Origin of the sequence: Actinoplanes sp. NPDC051859 (genome assembly GCF_044452725.1) — a bacterium.
Taxonomy (GTDB): domain Bacteria; phylum Actinomycetota; class Actinomycetes; order Mycobacteriales; family Micromonosporaceae; genus Actinoplanes.
This window is the reverse complement of record NZ_JBITBX010000002.1, coordinates 345,664-362,991: the sequence shown is the minus strand read 5'-3', so window position 1 is coordinate 362,991 and position 17,328 is coordinate 345,664. Positions and strand designations below refer to the sequence as shown.

Annotated in this window: 16 protein-coding genes; 6 read left to right on the top strand and 10 right to left on the bottom strand. The window is 69.6% G+C overall.

Going from position 1 to position 17,328, the window contains the following annotated elements:
• Window positions 1–19: 19 nt before the first annotated feature.
• Together ACIA1L_RS05660 and ACIA1L_RS05655 are read right to left on the bottom strand one after the other, a co-directional pair.
• Window positions 20–1,426, bottom strand: a complete 1,407-nt coding sequence (locus ACIA1L_RS05660; protein WP_396071330.1) for a class II 3-deoxy-7-phosphoheptulonate synthase — start codon at window positions 1,424–1,426, stop codon at window positions 20–22.
• 71 nt (window positions 1,427–1,497) lie between these two features.
• Window positions 1,498–2,955 (bottom strand): glycosyl hydrolase family 18 protein, encoded by a 1,458-nt coding sequence (locus ACIA1L_RS05655; protein WP_396071329.1) that lies wholly within the window; start codon window positions 2,953–2,955, stop codon window positions 1,498–1,500.
• A gap of 159 nt (window positions 2,956–3,114) precedes the next feature.
• Between ACIA1L_RS05655 and ACIA1L_RS05650 the strand changes: the two genes are divergently transcribed.
• Together ACIA1L_RS05650 and ACIA1L_RS05645 are read left to right on the top strand one after the other, a co-directional pair.
• Entirely contained in the window at window positions 3,115–3,624 is a 510-nt protein-coding gene (locus tag ACIA1L_RS05650; protein WP_396071328.1) for a glutathione peroxidase, read from the top strand.
• Between the two features lie 11 nt (window positions 3,625–3,635).
• The gene (locus ACIA1L_RS05645) at window positions 3,636–4,313 is read left to right on the top strand and encodes a DUF429 domain-containing protein (RefSeq protein WP_396071327.1); all 678 of its coding nucleotides are present in this window, start codon (window positions 3,636–3,638) and stop codon (window positions 4,311–4,313) included.
• Between the two features lie 73 nt (window positions 4,314–4,386).
• On the opposite strand, the gene ACIA1L_RS05640 is transcribed toward ACIA1L_RS05645, so the two are convergent.
• From ACIA1L_RS05640 to ACIA1L_RS05620, 5 genes are all read right to left on the bottom strand, one after another.
• Window positions 4,387–6,804 carry a hypothetical protein gene (locus ACIA1L_RS05640; protein WP_396071326.1) on the bottom strand — a complete coding sequence of 806 codons (2,418 nt, stop codon included), beginning with the start codon at window positions 6,802–6,804 and terminating at the stop codon, window positions 4,387–4,389.
• A 119-nt stretch (window positions 6,805–6,923) separates the two neighbouring features.
• Window positions 6,924–7,736: a pyrroline-5-carboxylate reductase gene (gene proC / locus ACIA1L_RS05635; protein ID WP_396071325.1), complete on the bottom strand. Its 813-nt coding sequence runs from the start codon at window positions 7,734–7,736 to the stop codon at window positions 6,924–6,926.
• Window positions 7,737–7,792: 56 nt separating this feature from the next.
• Window positions 7,793–8,821, bottom strand: a complete 1,029-nt coding sequence (locus tag ACIA1L_RS05630; protein WP_396071324.1) for a 6-phosphofructokinase — start codon at window positions 8,819–8,821, stop codon at window positions 7,793–7,795.
• A gap of 139 nt (window positions 8,822–8,960) precedes the next feature.
• Complete coding sequence (locus ACIA1L_RS05625) at window positions 8,961–9,461, bottom strand: pyridoxamine 5'-phosphate oxidase family protein (protein WP_396071323.1); 501 nt, start codon at window positions 9,459–9,461, stop codon at window positions 8,961–8,963.
• Window positions 9,462–9,528: 67 nt separating this feature from the next.
• On the bottom strand, window positions 9,529–10,221 hold the full coding sequence (locus ACIA1L_RS05620; RefSeq protein ID WP_396071322.1) for a Crp/Fnr family transcriptional regulator: 693 nt from the start codon (window positions 10,219–10,221) through the stop codon (window positions 9,529–9,531).
• A gap of 280 nt (window positions 10,222–10,501) precedes the next feature.
• Here ACIA1L_RS05620 and ACIA1L_RS05615 point away from each other — a divergent pair, with 280 nt between their 5' ends.
• Complete coding sequence (locus ACIA1L_RS05615) at window positions 10,502–11,383, top strand: phosphotransferase enzyme family protein (protein ID WP_396071321.1); 882 nt, start codon at window positions 10,502–10,504, stop codon at window positions 11,381–11,383.
• Between the two features lie 65 nt (window positions 11,384–11,448).
• A complete protein-coding gene (locus tag ACIA1L_RS05610; protein WP_396071320.1) occupies window positions 11,449–11,943 on the top strand; it encodes a polyadenylate-specific 3'-exoribonuclease AS in 495 nt (164 codons plus the stop codon).
• Between the two features lie 9 nt (window positions 11,944–11,952).
• Here the strand turns inward: ACIA1L_RS05610 and ACIA1L_RS05605 are convergent, their stop codons facing one another.
• Both ACIA1L_RS05605 and ACIA1L_RS05600 read right to left on the bottom strand, forming a co-directional pair.
• Window positions 11,953–12,342, bottom strand: coding sequence for a ChaB family protein (locus ACIA1L_RS05605; protein WP_396071319.1), 390 nt, complete (start codon window positions 12,340–12,342; stop codon window positions 11,953–11,955).
• 21 nt (window positions 12,343–12,363) lie between these two features.
• Complete coding sequence (locus ACIA1L_RS05600) at window positions 12,364–13,092, bottom strand: lysophospholipid acyltransferase family protein (protein ID WP_396071318.1); 729 nt, start codon at window positions 13,090–13,092, stop codon at window positions 12,364–12,366.
• 148 nt (window positions 13,093–13,240) lie between these two features.
• Between ACIA1L_RS05600 and ACIA1L_RS05595 the strand changes: the two genes are divergently transcribed.
• Window positions 13,241–14,062: a DUF308 domain-containing protein gene (locus tag ACIA1L_RS05595; RefSeq protein WP_396071317.1), complete on the top strand. Its 822-nt coding sequence runs from the start codon at window positions 13,241–13,243 to the stop codon at window positions 14,060–14,062.
• 69 nt (window positions 14,063–14,131) lie between these two features.
• On the top strand, window positions 14,132–15,547 hold the full coding sequence (locus ACIA1L_RS05590; RefSeq protein WP_396071316.1) for a trehalose-6-phosphate synthase: 1,416 nt from the start codon (window positions 14,132–14,134) through the stop codon (window positions 15,545–15,547).
• A gap of 9 nt (window positions 15,548–15,556) precedes the next feature.
• Here ACIA1L_RS05590 and ACIA1L_RS05585 read toward each other — a convergent pair whose 3' ends face one another.
• Complete coding sequence (locus tag ACIA1L_RS05585; RefSeq protein ID WP_396071315.1) at window positions 15,557–17,317, bottom strand: hypothetical protein; 1,761 nt, start codon at window positions 17,315–17,317, stop codon at window positions 15,557–15,559.
• Window positions 17,318–17,328 lie beyond the last annotated feature (11 nt).

The window sequence follows — 17,328 nt, the reverse complement described above, 5'->3', positions numbered from 1 at the left end:
GCCGGGTCCCCGGCCGAGATCAACCACGCAGCATCTCCGCGACGAGGAAGGCCAGTTCGAGGCTCTGCTGGGTGTTGAGCCGCGGGTCGCACGCCGTCTCGTAGCGGCCGGGCAGGTCGAGGTCTTCGATGCCCTGTGCCCCGCCGAGGCATTCGGTGACGTCCTCACCGGTCAGTTCGACGTGGATTCCGCCGGGGTGGGTGCCGAGGCCGCGGTGCACCTCGAAGTAGCCGAGGACCTCGTCGACGATCCGGTCGAAGTGCCGGGTCTTGTAGCCGTTGGACGACTCGTGGGTGTTGCCGTGCATCGGGTCGCACTGCCACACGACCTTGGCGCCGGCGGCGCTCACCTTCTCCACGATGGCCGGCAGCGCGTCGCGGACGTTGCCGTTGCCCATCCGGCTGATCAGGGTGAGCTTGCCCGGGATGTTCTCCGGGTTCAGCTTTTCGCACAGCTCGATGGCGGTCTCGGGGGACGTGGTCGGGCCGAGCTTCACGCCGACCGGGTTGGCGAGGCGGCTGACGAAGTCGATGTGCGCGTGGTCGAGCTGGCGGGTGCGCTCGCCGATCCACAGGAAGTGGCCGGAGAGCCCGTACGCCTTCTCCTGCGAGACCCGGGTGAGCGCGCGGTCGTATTCGAGGGCCAGCGCCTCGTGCGAGCAGTAGAGGCTGACCGTCCGCAGGGCTTCGTCGTCGGTCATGCCACAGGCGCGGATGAAGTCGAGGGCGCGGTCGATCTCGCGCGCGATGGCCTCGTAGCGCTCGCCGGCGGGTGAGGCGCGGACGAAGTCCTTGTTCCAGTCGTGCAGGCCGGCCAGGTCGGCGAGGCCGCCCGCCAGGTACGCCCGCAGCATGTTCATCGCCGCGGCACTGTTCGCGTACGCCCGGATCATGCGCTGCGGGTCCGCGATCCGGGCGGACTCGGTCGGCTCCAGCGAGTTGATCATGTCCCCGCGGTACGCCGGCAGGCCCAGCGAATCGGTCGGCGCCGAACGCGGCTTGGTGTACTGCCCGGCGACCCGGGCGACCTTCACCACCGGCATCGACGCGCCGTACGTGAGCACGACCGCCATCTGCAGCAGCGTGCGCGCGTTGGCGAGCAGGTGGCTCTCGGTGTTGTCGGCGAACGTCTCGGCGCAGTCGCCGCCCTGCAGCAGGAACGCGCGGCCCTCGCACACCTCGGCTAGCTTGTGCCGCAGCTGGTCCACCTCGTAGGGCGCGACGATCGACGGCACGTTGTCGAGGACCTTGCAGACCTCGTTGACCTCGTCGAGGTCCGCCCAGGGCGGCATCTGCACGCGCGGCAAGGTGCGCCAGTGGTCGAGGCCCAGCGCCGAGTCCTCGGCGGAGTCGGTGGACGGACGGGAGGTCTGCAGCGCGGTCGCCGCGACCCCCGGATGACTGAGCTGATGCCACTCTCGGCGCATGCCAGCAGCCTAAATGAGGGCGAAGAGCGGGGCGCCGGGAGGATCCCTCGGCGCCCCACTGGATCGATGTCTCAGCCGAGACCGTCACGCATCGCGGTGATCAACTCACCGTTGCTGGTGTCACCGGAGAATTCCCAGAAGAACGCCCCACCCAGACCCTGGTTCTTGGCGTACGTCATCTTGCCGCCGACAGTGGCCGGAGTGTCGTAGCCGTACCAGTTGTTGCCGCACTTCGCGTACGCGGTGCCGCCCACGGTGCCGGTGCTCGGGCAGGTGTTCTTGAGCACCTTGTAGTCCTCGATGCCGGGCTCGTAGGTACCCGGAGCCGGGCCGGTGGCCGTACCGCCGGGGGTGGCCTGGGTGACGCCGGTCCAGCCGCGGCCGTAGAAGCCGATGCCGAGCAGCATCTTGCTCGCCGGCACACCTTTGCCCTTGAGCTTCTGGATCGCCGCGTCGGACCAGAAGCCCTGTTGCGGAATGCCCGCGTACGAGGTGAGCGGCGAGTGCGGTGCGGTGGGTCCCTGCGGGCTGAAGGCGCCGAAGTAGTCGTAGGTCATCGGGAAGACGAGGTCGAGCTTCGCGATGCCGGACGCGTAGTCGGCGGCGTCGAGCTTGCCGTCGGTGGAGCCGTCCGCCGAGATCGCCGAGGTGACGAGGAAGTTGCTGCCGAACTTCGTGCGCAGCGCCGAGACCACGGCGTTGTAGCTGCCGGGGCCGCTGGCGTCGCAGGTGAGGCCGCAGTCGTTCGGGTATTCCCAGTCGACGTCGATGCCGTCGAAGACGTCGGCCCAGCGTGGGTCCTTCACGAGGTTGTAGCAGGAGTTCGCGAAGGCGGTCGGGTTGGCCGCGGCCTGGGTGAAGCCGCCGGACCAGGTCCAGCCGCCGAAGGACCAGAGCACCTTGATGTTCGGGTACTGCTTCTTCAGCTTGCGCAGCTGGTTGAAGGAGCCGCGCAGGGCGCCGTTGTCCCAGGTGTCCGCAACGCCGTCGACGCTTTCCGCCGCCGTGTACGCCCGGTCGTAGTCGGCGTACGAGTCACCGATCGTGCACTGGCCGCCGGTGGTGTTGCCGAAGGCGTACAGGATGTGGGTGAGCTTGGCCGCCGAGCCGCTCGTCACGATGTTCTTGACGTGGTAGTTGCGGCCGTAGACACCCCACTGTGCGAAGTAGCCGACGAGGTTCTTGCCGGCTTGTCCTGGCGGGGTGGTGGGCGGGGTTGTCGGTGGGGTGGTGGGCGGCGTGGTCGGTGGCGTGGTCGGCGGGGTGCCGCCGCCGCAGGTGCCATTGTCGATCCACACGTCCCACTGGCCGCTGTGCGTGGCCGGGGATTCGTTCTGGGTCCACCACTTCGCGGTGTAATTGTGACCGGACTGCGAAGCGGTCATGTCCTTGGTGTAAACCGCTGACGAACTCCACGTGGGAGCGCAAGCGGCGGCGACGGCGGCGGACGCCGTGACCATGGGTACGCCCGTGGCAGCGACCACCACGATTGTCCCGGCCCACAGCGCACGGCGGAGGGTTTTGTGCACGGCGCCTCCTCCAAACTCTTAGGAAACTTTCCAAAGGGAAGATGAAGAGACGGTAGTCACATCTATGAACATCAGTCAAGAACGTGACGGTGGTTTTAACTTCTCGCGACTGAGTGCCACGGCGTGCACTCGCACAGGCACAACGCGTAGTCTGCGGTCATGACCATCTTCGACGTCGCCATCGGAGCCCTCACCGGCGGTTCGGCCGAACTGTCCCAGTACCGCGGCAACGTCGTCCTGGTGGTCAACGTCGCGTCCCGCTGCGGCCTCACCCCGCAGTACGCCGGGCTAGAGCAGCTCTACACCACCTATCGCGACCGCGGCCTGGTGATCCTGGGCGTCCCGTCCAACCAGTTCGCCGCGCAGGAACCCGGCACGGCCGACGACATCGCGCAGTTCTGCTCGGTCAACTACGGCGTGACCTTCCCGCTGACCCAGAAGATCGACGTCAACGGTCCCGGGCGACACCCGCTTTATCAGGAGCTGGTCGGCGAAGGGGAACCCATCGAGTGGAACTTCGAGAAGATCCTGGTCGGCCCGGACGGCACCATCGAGGCCCGCTTCGAACCTGGCACAGAGCCGCAGGACGAAGCCCTCGTCGCCGCCATCGAGAAGCTGCTCCCCCCATCCGACCACCCCGCCGCCGCCCACGACCCGACTCAAGGCTGAGCTGACGGCGGATGAGCCTTCACGTGATCGGCGTCGACGCGTACGCCCTGGGCTGGGTTGGAGTGGAACTGCGAGACGGCCGCTTCGGCCGCGCCATGCTGGCGTCCACCCTCTATGAGATCGTCGCCGGCAGCTCCGGCTCCGCCGTCATCGGCGTCGACATCCCGCTCGGCATGCTCCCCGACCGCTGGCGCGCCGCCGACACCGTTGCGGCCGACCACTTGGGACCGCGCCGCAGCAGCGTCTTCCGCGTCCCGCCGCGCGCGGTCTGGCAGGAGTCCGACTTCGCCGCCGCCAACCGGCTCTGCCGCGAACTCACCGGCGCCGGACTCAGCCGCCAGTCCTGGGCGCTGCGGCCGAAGCTGCTCGAGGCCAACGCGATCTGGGAACGCCATCCCGGCCTCCTCTTCGAGGCCCACCCCGAGGTGTCCTTCCGCGAGATGGCCGGCGAGCCGCTCGCGTACGCAAAAAAGACCTGGACCGGTCAGGCCCGCCGCCGCGAGCTCCTCGCCCGGCACGGCATCGTCCTGCCCGACCAGCTCGGCCCGGCCGGTCAGGCCCCGCCCGACGACATCCTCGACGCGGCCGCGGTCGCCTGGACCGCGCACCGGATGGCCACCGGCACCGCGCTGAGCCACCCCGATCCGCCCGAAGAGGACAACGGAACCCGCATCGCCATCTGGTACTGAAACGACCCGGCGACCGGGGCGCGAGGCCCCGGCCGCCGGGCCGGTCATCCGTGGTGCGGTGGTACGCGGTACGTCAGAGCGCGTCGACGAGTGCCGTGGCCGAGTTCTGCCCGGTCGTCGCGTGGTAGGAGACGACGTGGTAGCGGTTGCCGGCGGTGCCGTTCGGGTCCACGAACTGCTCGGTGGCGGTGCCGGCGGTCAGGCCGATCCGGTCGACCAGGTGCACCTCACCCGCGACGGTGCTGTCCACCGTCACGAAGGCCTGCGCGAAGGCGGCGTTCGCCGGAGCAGCCTCGGTGTACGAGCTGGTGGTCCAGAGACCCGCGACGTCGACCGACTCCCTGTTCGAGGTGAGCATCCGGGCGATCCGGGTGCCGTTCGCGGTGAACCAGACGATGCCGGTACGGGCCCGGTGGCTCGCGCCCAGCGCCTGGTACGACGCGGTCGAGGAGTACTGCTGGCCCGGCGTCACCGCGACCATGCCGCTGGTGGCGCTGATCTGCCCGTCGGCCTTCGAGGTGAGGGCGAGCGAGGAGCCGCCCAGGGCCTCCGGCCCGGTGTGCTGCGACACGGTGGTGCCGGTGCCGGCGGTCCAGCCGCTGACGCCGTTGGTCAGGTTCGCGTCGTCGGCGCTGAGCAGGTTGCCCGGGATGGCGGCGCTACCGACCGGGAAGTCAGCGACCTGGACGCCGTTGCGGTAGACGCGGTAGCCACCGATCGGGAGGTTCTGCAGGGCGTAGGACTCGCTCCACACGACCGAGTCTCCGGTGACGGCCAGCGCGGTCGGCGCCTCGGTCACCTCGGAGGTGCTGGTGTCGCGGATCAGGGTGGCGACGTTGCCACGGATCACGTTGGCGCCGAGCACACCGGCCGGGTCGGTCAGGACGGTGCCGCTCGTGACGGTCTTGGCGTTGCGACCACCGACGTGCACGCCGTAGAGCGTGGTGGGCCGGGCCTGGTTGTCCTCGATCGTGTTGCCGAAGATCCGGTCGCCGATGCCGAGCGAGACGCCGATGCCGGCGGTGTCGAAGCGGGCGGCGCCGGTGCTGTACGACAGCGAGCCGTCGGCGCCGGCGTTGACGATCGTGTTGCCGGTGATGATGTCGGGGGCGCCCTTGGCCGGGTTCCGGGTGCCGGTCAGCAGGATGCCGGAGACGGCCGGGCTGACGATCTTGTTGTCCCGGATGACGTTGTTGCCGCCCGGGCGCACGTAGTGGAACGTCTCGGCCGCGCTGGTGTCGTTCCAGGTGCCGGGACGGCCCCAGCCGGAACCGTCCTCGTAGTCCTCGTAGGACGCGGTGATGCCGGCCCAGTTCGAGTTGCGGATCTCGTTGTTCGCCACCAGCGTGTCGCGCGGGTTGGTGACGTCCTTGTTACGGCCGGTGTGCTCGTACCGGGCGTTGGACTGCAGGATGATGTGGCCGCCGACGAGCAGGTTGCCCGTGACGGTGGCCTCCGGGATGCCCTCGAAGAACATGCTGCCGTAATCCTCGACGTTGCGCTTCGCCATCAGCTCCTTGACGTCGGAGTGCACGACGTTGTTGCGGACCGTGGTGCGGATCGCGTTGGTGAAGTCGAAGGCGTTGCCACGGATCGTACGGTCCCACTGGTTGTACTCGATGACGACGTTGTCGTTCAGGTAGCCGCCACCGCCACCGATGTTGTCCTCCTCGTGCGACTCGGCACCGCCCCAGTTGTCGAAGCGGTTGTCGACGATGTGGACGTTCTTCGCGCTGTGCACCCACAGCTTGAAGGACTCGAGGTTGGTGAAGCGGACCTGGCGGACGGTCCAGTTGTCGGCGACGCTGATGCCGCCGCCGGTGTTGTCCTTGGCCGGGTTCGGGTAGCCCTTCTTGCGGAAGTCGCACGGCTGGCCGGGGTCGGTGACCGGGATCGACGGGTCGGGGTTGCCCATACCGATGCGGCAGCTGCCGTTGACGGTCAGGTCGGAGACCAGGTTGCTGCTGCCGACCTCGTCCACGTCGGACTTGGCCCGGATGATCGACCCGAAGTTGACCCAGTAGTTGGTGTCGAGCACCAGCATGGTCTTGGCGATGCCGCTGCCCCGCAGGTTGACGTTCGTCGGCAGGTCGACGGGCCGGCTCAGCTTGAAGGTGCCCTCCGGGATCAGCACGGTCGCCGTCTTCGCGGGGGTCACGATAGCGCCGTTCGCGTCCAGCACCGCGGGCGCGGTCTTGGCGGCGGCCCGGGCGACGGCCTTGTAGAGCACGGCGTGGTTCTCCACGCTGCTGGGGTCCGGCACCTTCGTCACCTCGCAGGAGGCGTCGGCGCGGCACTGCGCCGCGGTCAGCGGGGCGGGTGCCACGGTCGCCGCCAGCGAGTAGGGGCGGTCCTGGAAATCATCGCCGGCGGCCTGAGCGGGCGAACTCCCACCGAACGCGGATACGGCGGTGAACGGCAGGAGGGCTACGGCTAGACCGCGGGTGGCGGCGCGCCGTGCTCGACGCGCAGCGTTTGGGGACTTGCTCATAGGGTTGGCAGCTCCGGGTTGGGGGGCATTCCGACGTCCATCAGAGTGCGGTCCCCACCTCAAGCGCACCTCAAGCGGGAGCACGAAAGTAGTGTGACAAAGTCCTTTTGGCGGAATACTTATGTTTGGCTGCTTTGTGCCGCGATCTCCCGCGCCCGGTCCCGGGCTGCCTCCAGGGCGGCGAGCAGCGCTGCGCGAACCCCGTGATTCTCCAGCTCCCGAATCGCGGAGATCGTCGTGCCCGCCGGGGACGTGACCGCCTCGCGCAGCTTGACCGGGTGTTCCCCGGAGTCACGGAGCATGACCGCCGAGCCGATCGCCGTTTGCACAATCAGGTCGTGGGCGACCTGGCGGGGCAGCCCGAGCAGGATTCCCGCGTCCACCATCGCCTCGACCAGCAGATAGAAGTACGCCGGACCGGAGCCCGACAGCGCCGTGACCGCGTCCTGCTGGGACTCGGGCACGCGGATGGTCGCGCCCAGCGGCTTGAACATCTCCTCCGCGACGGCGAGGTGGTCGCCGGTGGCGTGCGGGCCGGCCGAGATGGCGGTCATCGCCTCGTCGACCAGGGCCGGTGTGTTGGTCATGACCCGGACCACCGGCGTGCCCTCAGGCAGCCGGGTGGCGAAGAAGCTGGTCGGCAGGCCGGCACAGAGCGACACGACGAGCTTGCCGGCCGGGATCGAGGCACCGATCTCGGCGAGCAGGGCACCCGCGTCCTGCGGCTTGACGGCGATCGCGAGGACGTCCGCCCGCGCGACGGCTTCCGCGTTGCCGACGACACCGATGCCGTAGCGCTCGTGCAGCTCGTCGCCGCGGCTGCTGCGCCGGGTGGTGACGAGCAGTTTGTCAGCGGGCCAGCCGGCACGGAGCAGGCCGGACAGGACCAGTTCGCCGATCTTGCCGGCGCCGAGTACCGCAACGACGGTCATGGGACCTCCCACAGGGAAAGGGCGGGCGCTCGGCGCCCGCCCTCGTACCGATTGACTCAGCTGCCGAAGAAGACTTCGGCCTCGTCGTACCGCTCGATCGGCACGGTCTTCAGCTCGCCGGTGCCGTCGGCGAGCGGGACCCGGACGATGTCGGTGCCGCGCAGCGCCATCATCTTGCCGAAGTCACCCTCGTGGACCGCGTCGATGGCCTGCAGGCCGAAGCGGGTGGCGAGCACCCGGTCGAAGGCGCTCGGGGTGCCGCCGCGCTGGATGTGGCCGAGGACGACCGTGCGGGCCTCCTTGCCGGTCTTCTCCTCCAGCTGCTCCGCGAGCCACTGGCCGATGCCGCCGAGGCGGACGTGGCCGAACGAGTCGAGCTCCTGGTTGTGCAGGACCATCTGGCCGTCGAGCGGCTGGGCACCCTCGGCGACCACGACGATCGGGGCGTACTCGACCTGGAAACGCTTGGTCACGTAGGTGGCGACCTGGTCCACATCGAACTTGCGCTCCGGCAGCAGGATGACGTTGGCACCGCCCGCGAGGCCGGCGTGCAACGCGATCCAGCCGGCGTGCCGGCCCATGACCTCGACGACCAACGTGCGGTGGTGCGACTCGGCGGTGGTGTGCAGCCGGTCGATCGCCTCCATCGCGATGTTGACCGCGGTGTCGAAGCCGAACGTGTAGTCGGTCGCGTTGAGGTCGTTGTCGATGGTCTTCGGCACGCCGACGACCTTGACGCCGAGATCGGTGAGCTTGGTCGCCACGCCGAGGGTGTCTTCGCCGCCGATCGCCACGAGCGCGTCCACGCCCTGTTCGACCAGATTGGACTTGATCTTCTCGACGCCGCCGTCGATCTTGAACGGGTTGGTCCGGGACGAACCCAGAATGGTGCCGCCGCGGGGCAGAATGCCGCGGACCTCGGCGATGCCGAGCGGCTTCGTCAGGCCCTCCAGCGGACCTTTCCAGCCGTCCCGGAAGCCGACGAACTCGTGTCCGTAGACGGCGACGCCCTTGCGCACCACCGCCCGGATCACGGCGTTCAGTCCGGGGCAGTCGCCGCCGCCGGTGAGCACGCCGATACGCATGATGACTCGTCCTCCCTCAAAGGGTCGCGAGAATGCCCTGCTCCCGGGGAAGATCGTCGTCCGGCCTCGCTGCCGGGTCCGGGGGCGGGCCGCATGCGCACTGTAGTCGCCGCGCCCACCCCGGACCACCACCGCCCCGCTACAAACGTACGGTTTCGTTCTCGCCGCCCTGGGTGATTTTCCCGGTCACCGCCGCCTTGGCGTACCCAAGCAGGGTCACTACGCGTGAACTGTGCGCGGCCTCCCAGTACTCAGCGCTCTCGGCACGCACTTTGATCAGGGTCAGGTTCGGCGTCTCGAGGCCGTCCGGGAACCATGCCTTCATCAGCGGGTTCCACAACTCCTCAGCCTTCGCCCGGTCCTCGACCTGCGCTGCCGCGCCGGAGACCGATGTCCAGGCATGCTGCTTGGCGTCGCTGAAGGAAACGTTCACCTGCGGGTGGGCCCGCAGCTCAGCGACCAGATCGGAATCCGCGTACGCGAAGAACCAGAGGTCACCGTCGAACTCGACATCCTGCAACGCCATCGGCCGGCTGAGGTGGCGACCGTCCGCGGTCATCGTGGTGAGCATCCCGATCCGGGCGTCCTTCACCAGTTCCTTCAGCTTTTCGCGCTTCTCCTGCTCGGTGTGCTCAGCCATCAGGGGGCTCCCTTCGTCGGTGCCCCCTGGACTTCCCGCCTGGCCGCCGGCGAAACGAGTCCTCGCCTTACCGGTCGGCCATGCCGGCCCGGCGACGCAGCGCCGACACATCGGTGACCACGATGCGGCGGCCCTCGGTGCGCAGCCAGCCGCGGGTGGCGAACGAGCCGATGGCCTGGTTGACGCTCTGCCGGGAGCCGCCGGCCATCTCGGCGAGCTGGCTCTGGTTGAGCTCGATGGTGATCATCGGGGCCTGGCTGTCGCCGGCCAGCCGAACCAGGGTCTTGGCAACCCGACCGGGGAGGTCCAGGAAAACGTGGTCGGCGTTCTGCTCGGTGAGCCGCCGGATCAGGCCGCCGACCGAACGCATGACCGCGTCGAGGATCCGCGGATTGGAGTGCACCAGGTCCATGAACGCGACCCGGGACAGCGCCAGCGCCTGACTGTCCTCGATCGCCTCGGCGCTGGCGGAACGGGTGGACGCATCGAGCAGCGAAACCTCGCCGAGCACGTCGGGCGGGCGGACCACGTGCAGGACGGCCCGCTCGCCGGTCGGCGCGGTGCGGAAGACCGCGATCGCGCCGCGGCGCAGCACGATCAGCGAGTCGCCCGGATCGTGCTCGACAAACAGGATCTGGCCCTTACGGTACGTCCGCGGCACGGCGGCAGCGATGACCCGCTGCCGCACGTCGGGCTCCAGCCCGGCGAACATTTCCACGCCCGTGAGCGCGTCACCCGGCTCCGGCAGCCGATGATCCACGGTCAGTCCTTCCCCCGGTCGGAACCGACGCCGATACCCCCCACCGACGTCGCCCCCGTGACGTGAACGATCACTCTTAGCATGAAGAGCGCCATCAACGCCATTTGATACCTTCAGCGCCTGCCTTTCGATCATTTCGCGTATGTCGCTCGCTGTATAGCCCCAATCGTCTGGGTGTCACTAATGCATCGAAGCCGTACTCGGGGCAGACGGCGAAGCCACCGACAAAACACCCACGGTGTCCGTCGAAATTACTCAGGGTGCCGAGATAATCGCCGCCGTGCCGGACCATGACCTCCTTCGATCAACCCTGCGGGAGCAGTGGCATCTCGTACCCGCCGAGATCGCGCCCCTGCCCGGTGGCCTGCTGTCGCACGGCTGGGACGTGACCGCGGGTGGTGAACGCTTCATCGCCCGCCTCGCCGAACCAGCGGCTCGGCAGCCCGTGGAGGCGGGCCTGGCCGCGGCCGAGCATCTGCGCACCACCGGCATCGAAGCCGGCGAGCCGATCCGAACCCTGGCCGGCGGGCTGACCGCCGACACTCCGTACGGCGCGATGGCCGTGCTGCGCCGGGCCCCGGGTCGCACCCTCGACGGCCGCGACCCGATCGACCAGCAGTTCTGGGGCGACCGGCTGGGCGCCGTACACCGCACGTTGCAGTCCTTCCACCACCCCGGCCTGCGCGGCTGGAACCTGCTCGACACCGACGCCCCGCACCTCGGCGTGGAACCTTGGCTGCGGGATGCGGTCCACGGCGCGGTCACGGCGATGACCCGGCTCACGGTCACGGACCGGCTCACGTACGGGGTCCTGCACGGCGACCCGGCCGCAGAGATCTTCCTGGTGGACCCGGCAACCGGCCGCGCCGGGCTCCTCGACTGCGGGGCGAGCGGCACCGGCCCGCTGCTCTACGACGTCGCCGCCGCCGTGGTCTACGCGGGCGGCCCGGACACCGCCGCGGAGCTCCTCGACGGCTATCTCGCCGCCGGCCCGGTCGACGCGGGTGAGCTGCACGCCGCCCTGCCGGTTCTGCTGCGGTTCCGCTGGGCCGTGCAGGCGGACTGGGCGGCTCGACGGCTCGTCACCGGCGAAGGTGACGGCAACCGCGAAACACTGCGCAGCGCACAGGTGGCCCTGATCGCGGAGCCCGACCCGCGATAGCCCAGTCGGGCCTCAGGTGGCCCTGGTCGCGAAGGCCGACCCGCGGTAGGCAAGGATGGGCGGCGATGGTCTACCGCTATTTTTACGACTGCGAATTTATCGAGGACGGCCGCACGGTCGACCTCGTGTCGATTGGCGTCGTCGACGAGTACGGCCGCGAGTTCTACGCGGTGTCCACCCAGTTCGACGACTCCCGCGCGGTCCCGTGGGTCCGACGCAACGTGCTGGACAAGCTGCCCTCCCCGGCAGACCCGGCGTGGCGCTCCCGCGAGCGCATCCGCGACGACCTCTACGCGTTCCTCACCGAGCCGGTGCACGGCCGAGACGAGCAGATCGAGCTGTGGGCGTGGTACGCCGCGTACGACCACGTGGCGCTCGCCCAGCTGTGGGGCGCGATGCCGGCGCTGCCGCGGGAGATCCCGCGTTTCACCAAGGATCTGCGCCAGCGCTGGGACGACCTGGGCCGCCCGGCGCTGCCGTCCGCGGACGGCCGCCACGACGCCCTGGTGGACGCGAAGCACAACCTGGCCCGGTGGCGGGCAATGGACGCCGGGGCCTGAACCCCGGCGTCAGCGTGCGTCAGCCTGGCGGTCGCTGCGCTTGTTGGCCTGCTGGATGGCATCGACCAGCTCAGGCTTCGTCATCCGGGAACGCCCGCGGATCTCCAGCCGCTTCGCGACGTCCATGAGGTGCGCCTTGCTGGCATTCGCGTCGACGCCACCCTTGTGCCGCGCCTCCCGGCCGAGGCCGCCGTCGTCACTCGGACCCTTCTCGGCCTTCGCCTCCCAGTGGTCACCGACCTTCTCGAAGGAGTGCTTCACCGCGGCGAACGCGGTGCGGTGCGCACGCTCGCCTTCGCCGTACTGCTCGACGGCGGAGTCGTGGGTCTTCGCGTACGTGTGCTGGGCCTTCTTCGACGACCGCTGCAGGGTGCGGGGCAGGTCCTCGGCTGCGGGCATGGCGACCTCCTCGGGACCTGATCAGCGTGCCCGGTCCTGCACCTGCTCAAACGCCGGGGCGACGGGGCGGGGTGCCTCCACCGAGGTCTTCAGCGATGCGGCGTACACGTCGACGTACTCGCGGCCGGAGAGGGTCATCAGCTCGTACATGATCTCGTCGGTGACCGCGCGCTCGACGAAGCGGTCACCGGCCGAGGCGGCGTACCGGGAAAAGTCCAGGGGTGCGCCGATCCGCAGCTTGACCCGCTTGATCTTGGGAATGAGCGTGCCGGTGGGTTGGATCTCGTCGGTGTTCAGCAGCGCCACCGGCACGACCGGGGCTCCGCTCTCCAGAGCGAGCCGGGCGACTCCCGTCTTCCCGCGGTAGAGCCGGCCGTCGGGCGAGCGAGTGCCCTCCGGGTAAATGCCGGCGATGTTACCGGACCGCAGCACCCGCAACTGGGTGTCCAGCGCCGCGCGTGCCGCCTTGCCGCCCGAACGGTCCACCGGGATGGTCCCGGTATTGACGAAGAACTGGCGCATCAGCCAGCCCTTGATCCCCTTACCCGTGAAGTACTCGGCTTTGGCGACGAATGTCACCTTCCGTCGCATGATCAGGGGTGTGAAGATCGAGTCGGAGAACGAGAGATGGTTGCAGGCCAGGATCACCGGACCCGTCAACGGCACGTGCTGCAGCCCCACAACATCGGGGCGGAAAAGGCATTTCAGGACAGGTCCGAGCACCACGTACTTCAGCAGCCAGTAGAACACTGAGGTCCTTTCCCGCACTCCGCGGTCCATGAGGCAGGGAAAGCGTACGAAGCGGGAGCGGCACGCCACAACGCACTCCCGCAAGCGGCACCTCTCGTGTCACCATTCAAGGCACGCGCGGGCAGCGCGGGGCGAGGAGTGTGCAGGGGTGTCTGCGGGTGGCGCCCGCCGGGGGCGGCGGGACAACGGGCTGGACGCGGCCGACTACGCGGCTGCGGGTGACGTCGATCCCCGGGTCGGCGAGCACCTGCTCGACGTCCTGGCGGCCGGCGGCATCGCCGCATACCTCCAACCGTCCGCCGATCTCAACCCGATCCTGCGGGCCACCACGCTGCCGGCCCGCCCCACCGACCGGCTCTACGTGGACCGCGCCCATCTGGACGCGGCCCGAGAGCACCTGCACAAGCTGACCGGAGGCACCGTGCCGACCCCACCGCCCCCGCGCCCGGACGAGCGCAAGGACGGTGACCAGAACGAGGTCGACGCCGCCTGGGCCAAGCTCGTCGCGGGTTTCCACACCGTCGACCCGGCGACCCCGCCGTGGCCCGCCGCGGAAGGCATCGACCGCGGCAAGGTCGCGGAGCCGCCGGCCGAGCCGGGCGACAAGCTGACGTCGGCCACCGACATCTCCGGCATCCAACTCAACCGGCGCCGCACCGACCAGGTCGACGAGCCGACGCTGCTGGACGGGCTGGACACCTTCGGCACCGGGCCGGACGGCGACGACGACGACCGCTACGTGCCGCCGCCCCCGCCGCCGCTGCCGCACATCTCGAAGTACGCCATCGCCGGCGTGGCGGGCGTCGTGCTCGGTTTCGTGCTGTTCCTGTTTCCCACCCTGCTGCCGATCGACCGCAACCTCGTCACCCTGGTCGGCTTCACCGCGATCGTCGCGGGCGCCGTCACCCTGGTCTGGCGGCTGCGGTCGGGCGACGACGATGACGATTTCGACGACGGCGCGGTGGTCTGAGCCCGGACCGCGCGGGAAATAGATCTCCACCATTGTATCTCTGGGTAGTCATCCATTAACGTCTCGTGAATGCGCCAGAGCTCGCTCGTGGTCGTCGCCAACCGCCTCCCCCTCGACGACAGCACCGCACCCGACGGTGCCTGCGAGTGGCGACGCAGCCCGGGCGGTCTCGCGAGCGCTCTGCACGCCATCCTGCAACAGACCCCCGCCACCTGGGTGGGCTGGGCCGGCGGCGTCGGCACCGCCCCCACCCTCGCCGACGTCGGCAGCCTGCGGTTGCGTTCCCTGGCTCTGTCCGAGCCGGAACTGCGCGGCTACTACGAAGGGTTTGCCAACTCCACGCTGTGGCCGCTCTATCACGACGCCGTCGAGCAACCCGTCTTCCACCGCGGCTGGTGGGAGACCTACCGAGACGTCAACCGGCGCTTCGCCCAGGCAGCCGCCGAGGTCGTCGAGCCCGGCGGGGTGCTCTGGGTGCAGGACTACCACCTGCAACTCGTCCCCGCGCTGCTGCGCCAGCTCCGCCCGGACGTACGGATCGGCTTCTTCCTGCACGTGCCGTTCCCGCCACCCGAACTGTTCATGCAGCTCCCCCGGCGCATCGAACTACTCCGCGGCATGCTCGGCGCGGACCTCGTCGGCTTCCAACGGCCGCAGGCGGCGCACAACGTGGCCCAACTAGCCGTCAAACTGCTCGGCGCGCAGGTCACCGCCAACGACCAGATCACCCTCGACGGCCGTACGGTGCGCACCGGCGCCTTTCCCGTCTCGATCGACGTGGCCGAGATGCAGGCGCTGGCCGCCCGCCCCGATGTCCGGGACCGAGCCGAGCAGCTGCGCGCCGACCTCGGCCGGCCCCGGCGGGTGCTGCTCAGCGTGGACCGGCTGGATTACACCAAGGGCATCGAGCATCGGCTGACCGCGTACAGCGAGCTGCTGCACGACGGGCGGGTGAAGGTCCGCGACACGGTGATGGTGCAGGTCGCGGTGCCGAGCCGGGAACGCGTGGAGAACTACCGGGTCCTCCGCGACCGGATCGAGGGCGAAGTCGGCCGGATCAACGGCGAGTACGGCCGGGTCGGCGAAGCCGCCATCCACTACCTCAACCAGCCGTTCGACCGCGCCGACCTGGCCGCGCTCTACCAGACCGCCGACGTGATGATCGTGACCCCGCTGCGCGACGGCATGAACCTGGTCGCCAAGGAGTACGTGGCGGCCCGCGCGGACGCCTCCGGCGCGCTGGTGCTCAGCGAGTTCACCGGCTGCGCGGCGGAACTCGAGGACGCCTTCCTGGTCAACCCGCACGACGTCGACGGACTCAAGGACACGCTGCTGCGCGCGATGGAGGCCGACCCGGCCGACCTGGAGCGGCGGATGACCGCCATGCGCGCCCACCTGACCCGCCACGACATCCTGGCCTGGGCCCGTGCCTACCTCACCGCCCTGGACCGCACCGGACGGCTGGCCGCCCGGCTGCGGCGCTGAACCGGCGGGTCAGGGCGTCCAGACCCAGACGTCCCGGTCCTGCCTGGCGGGGCCGTAGACCTGTTCCACGAGGGCGCGCATCTGCTCGTGCTGCCGGTCCGCACGCATCACCAGCACGCCGGGCCGCCAGCGCTGCACCTCGGCTTTGACGGTCTCCCGCTGGGCCTCATCGAGCTGCGGCGCCTGCCCGGTCCGGTAGGTCTCGGTGACGAAATAGCTGAACCAGCTGTCCCGGGCCGGCCCCATCCGGCCGATCCCCTCCGGGTCCGGGCCGAGGAAGTAGCCCTCCGGCATCCGGAACTCCTGGCGCGCCACCGCACTCCAGCTCAGGCTGTCGCGGCCGACCCAGGCGCTGGGCAGGGGCACCGGCACCAGGGTCTCGCCCTCCTGCAGGTACGGACGCCAGGCGCCCGAGGTGATGAACTCCGGCGTCCCCTCGTCCCCGTGGGTCGGCACGGGGGTCGGGATGAGTGGCAGCAACGCGACGGCGACGAGCACCCGCGCCACCGGCACCTTGCCAACCTGCCAGCGCAGGTGCTCCCAGGCCAGGGCGAGCAGCACCGCGGTCGCCGCGATCACCACGAAGGTCAACCGGCTCGGCATGAGCAGGCCGAGCACCGGCATGTGCTCCGGCATCGCCGCGAACGGACCGTGGATCTCGGTGAGCTCGCCGTTGAAGCGCAGCGCCGGACCCAACGAGAGCAGGAAGCCGGCGATGCCGGTCACGACGACTACCCGGGCCACCAGCGACCGCCGCCACAGGAAGGCGGCCAGCAGGGGCAGCAGCAACACCAGCGGCGGCCCGAACCAGCTGTTCTGCTCGGTCCGCCCGACGACCAGCTCAGACTCGGGAGTGCCGGCGACGGTGTCCCGGGCGAACGTCAGGTACGCCATCGGGTCCTCGCCCCAGTCCACGAACAGCGGCAGGGCCGAGAACGAGCCCGGGCCGTTGAACTGGAACCAGATCGGGTACGCGCACAGCACACCCGCCACCACCGCGGTCACCCCGAGCGCCCGCCCGAAGTCCGCCCACCGCCGCCGCGCCTCGGCCCGGTTCAGGAGCGCGTACGTGATGGTCAGGACCAGGCAGCCGACCGCCGTGATCAGCAGCAGCTCCTCGTTGAGGAAGAGCTGGTAGGTGACCAGACCGCCGAGAATCAGGCCGTCGCGGCGCCACCGGCCGTCGATGCCCAGCCGGGCGACCCGGGCGACGATCAGCGGCAGCAGGAAGTTGGAGATGAAGTTCGGCTGGCCGTTGGCGTGGTGCACGATGCCCGGCGCGAAACCGATGAAGGCGCCGCCGAGGAACGCCGCGACCCGGGACTTCACCAGGTAGCGCTGCAGCACCCAGTAGCCACTGAAGGCCGTGCCGGCGAGGGCACCGATCATCCAGACGAGGTACGCGACACGTGGCCCGAAGATCAGGGTCACCGGCGCCATCGGCAGGGTGACACCGAGCACCGACGTGTTCGCGATCATGTTCACGCCGTCCGGCGCGTTCTGCTGATGCGAGAACAGCGGGTTGCTCAGGTGCTCAACCGAGTACGCCCCGTGCGCGAGCAGCCACTGGAACCAGGTGTTGTCACTCTCCAGATGGTCAGAGATGATCGCGTTCGGAGCGCTCAGATAGCCACCCATGACGATCAGCGCGAACCCGAGGTAGACGCCTGCAGCGGGCAGGTGCGTGCAGGCACGCCGCCAGCGCGACTGAGCGGGCGCGGGCTCCGCCTCGGCGGGCTGCGGGCGCTCGGAGGTGACCGGACTGACCATGGCCGCCGACA

What these genes read in the sequence shown, in the direction of transcription:
- ACIA1L_RS05660 (WP_396071330.1), bottom strand. Translation starts at nt 1,426, where the DNA reads ATGCGCCGAGAGTGGCATCAGCTCAGTCATCCGGGGGTCGCGGCGACC.
- ACIA1L_RS05650 (WP_396071328.1), top strand. Translation starts at nt 3,115, where the DNA reads ATGACCATCTTCGACGTCGCCATCGGAGCCCTCACCGGCGGTTCGGCC.
- ACIA1L_RS05645 (WP_396071327.1), top strand. Translation starts at nt 3,636, where the DNA reads ATGAGCCTTCACGTGATCGGCGTCGACGCGTACGCCCTGGGCTGGGTT.
- ACIA1L_RS05640 (WP_396071326.1), bottom strand. Translation starts at nt 6,804, where the DNA reads ATGAGCAAGTCCCCAAACGCTGCGCGTCGAGCACGGCGCGCCGCCACC.
- proC (WP_396071325.1), bottom strand. Translation starts at nt 7,736, where the DNA reads ATGACCGTCGTTGCGGTACTCGGCGCCGGCAAGATCGGCGAACTGGTC.
- ACIA1L_RS05630 (WP_396071324.1), bottom strand. Translation starts at nt 8,821, where the DNA reads ATGCGTATCGGCGTGCTCACCGGCGGCGGCGACTGCCCCGGACTGAAC.
- ACIA1L_RS05625 (WP_396071323.1), bottom strand. Translation starts at nt 9,461, where the DNA reads ATGGCTGAGCACACCGAGCAGGAGAAGCGCGAAAAGCTGAAGGAACTG.
- ACIA1L_RS05610 (WP_396071320.1), top strand. Translation starts at nt 11,449, where the DNA reads ATGGTCTACCGCTATTTTTACGACTGCGAATTTATCGAGGACGGCCGC.
- ACIA1L_RS05605 (WP_396071319.1), bottom strand. Translation starts at nt 12,342, where the DNA reads ATGCCCGCAGCCGAGGACCTGCCCCGCACCCTGCAGCGGTCGTCGAAG.
- ACIA1L_RS05590 (WP_396071316.1), top strand. Translation starts at nt 14,132, where the DNA reads ATGCGCCAGAGCTCGCTCGTGGTCGTCGCCAACCGCCTCCCCCTCGAC.
- ACIA1L_RS05585 (WP_396071315.1), bottom strand. Translation starts at nt 17,317, where the DNA reads ATGGTCAGTCCGGTCACCTCCGAGCGCCCGCAGCCCGCCGAGGCGGAG.